Origin of the sequence: Levilactobacillus suantsaiihabitans, from assembly GCF_004745505.1 — a bacterium.
GTDB lineage: Bacteria > Bacillota > Bacilli > Lactobacillales > Lactobacillaceae > Levilactobacillus > Levilactobacillus suantsaiihabitans.
The window spans coordinates 1-2,236 of record NZ_RKLX01000047.1 but is presented as its reverse complement, the minus strand read 5'-3'; the positions used below and the strand labels follow the sequence as shown (position 1 = coordinate 2,236).

The 2,236-nt window shown below is 50.7% G+C and carries 1 protein-coding gene; it reads right to left on the bottom strand.

All coding sequences use genetic code 11. The annotated features are described in order from the left end of the window. Nucleotides 1-595: 595 nt before the first annotated feature. Nucleotides 596-1,795, bottom strand: coding sequence for an MFS transporter (locus tag EGT51_RS12715; RefSeq protein ID WP_135369022.1), 1,200 nt, complete (start codon nt 1,793-1,795; stop codon nt 596-598). Nucleotides 1,796-2,236 lie beyond the last annotated feature (441 nt).

Below are 2,236 nucleotides of genomic sequence, written 5' to 3'. Positions count from 1 at the left end.
TAGCTCCAGCTTCTCCATGGCACTAAACTTGACCTTTGACATGTCATATTCCCTCCGTTGATTGTCAGATGAATTATATTATTTCATTTGACAACCCCAAAGGGATCATAACAGGACGGATCGAGCCAAAAGGCGGTCTCGATGCCTCGCTTTGAGCCGAAGAACACGTCTCAAAGACGCCAGTTGCCTAAGCGGCATGAACCGCGCCGCTAAGGGAACTCCCACGGCTGAACCCATATTTGACGAACTCTCGGCTATGGTAATGCGTGTTAGTAACAGTTGCCTTAACCCCAGATAGCAGCTGCATTGACAACTAGTCTTTGGTTATCACAGTGTTACTGATAACCTTCACCTTGCCGGAGGCACCTGGTTTCACCAACTTCGGGTGTCAGAACACCGTCGTTACGGTAATTAGTGCGTTAATTTCACTTTCAACCTTCAGCTGTCAGTTGGCAATACAGAAAAGGCCATGACCAGTCTCACCAGCCATGACCGCAATTTATTAACAATTTTATAGGCAACACGTCAGCAAACGAGTCGTTTCCCCTAGCAAGCGGGAAGCCCGAGTTGCTGATGGCGGCAGGATAGCTAGCCGCTAGTTTGATGCTTGGTTGGGACGGAAGCTGTCTGGGCGTTTGAGCATGAAGGCCATCAGGTAGGACACAATCAGGAACCCGGACACCACCAGGTACGGTGAGTGCGTGTTCCAGTCCAATAACATCCCCGACATGATAGGCCCCACGATGTTGCCGATACTGGTCAACGACATGTTCAGCCCATTAATCAGCCCTTGGTCGGACTCGCTGGCCTTGGTCAGCAACGTCGTGATAGCCGGCCGCAACAGGTCGAACGCGGAGAAAATGACCAGCGTGGCCACCATAACTTCGATCTTGGTGTGGGCTTGCGTGATCCAAATCGTGCAGGCCGCCGCCAGGAAGAAGCAGATGCGAATGACGCGGCGTTCGCCGAATTTGCTGACGAGCGTGTCAAACATGGCCACCTGTAAGAACAGCGAGATCAGCCCGTTGAGCGTCAAGACGACCGCAATGTTGCTCAGGCTAAAGTTAAAGACCTCGTTGACGTAAATGCTGTAGATACTTTCAAATCCTTGCAGACCAAAGGAAGAGACCAGAATCATGGTAAATAAGATGATGATGGGCACCGTCCAAAAGGCCCGCGTCATCGGGTGCGCAGACGGTTGGGCATCGGCGGCAGGTTCCTCCACGACGCGGTTGGTTTCCACGTCATTGGGTAACAGGCTGATCAAGACCACGGCACTGATCAGGCCTAACGTTGCTGCCACCCAAAACGGCGTCTTGTAGCTGATACCGGCGAGAATCCCCCCGATACCAGGGCCCAAAATCAGGCCCCCGCTAAAGGCGGCGGACAACCAGCCAATAACCTTGGCCCGTTGCCGTTTGGTGGTAATGTCTGAGGCCAGCGCCATGGCGGTCGGCACGACCATGGCCGCCGACAACCCACCGATCAGCCGGGAGATGTCAAAGACCCACAGATAGTTGGTCAACGCAAATAAGGCTTCGGAGACCATGAATAAGAGTAACCCAGCCGTCAAGACCGGCTTGCGCCCAATCTTGTCGGACATCCGCCCAATCAGGGGCGAGGCCACGAATTGGGCAAACGCAAATAACGCGTTCATCACGCCCATATCAGTGGCAGACAGGTGCAGCTCGGTTTTCAGAAATGGCATAACCGGAATGATCAAACTAATTCCTAAACACACTAAAAATTCACTAAAGATTAAAATAAAAATGGCCCGTTTCGTTTTTGTCGTCACGATGGCTCACCCCTTCTCTAAGATTTTTTCGACAATATTATAATATTACCAATATTTTATATTAGTTGTCTAATCTTACGCTCAAAGATGAAACCCCGCAACCATTATTTTGGACCGTCTGTTGAAATCCCTTGGTTGGACTAAATTAATGGTGGTGATTGCTGGCAGGACCGCCATTGACTTTCGCCACCAGCGCAGGCGTCGGGTTTATGGTCCCGGCTGGGTGGGGCTTCCAGGCTTGTTTTGCGTCGCCTTGACGTGGCCGAAACGTGCACCAACAGGCAGCCGGTTCCGCTTAAAACTGCTAACCAAACAATCCAAAACCAGGATTATTCGGTTATCAGCCTTAATGCTCGCCGGCTAATCGCCTTTTTATATGAAAACTCCATCGAAAAAAGCGTATACTAAAACTGGCCTAAGTAGGTCTTAAAAAAATTATTT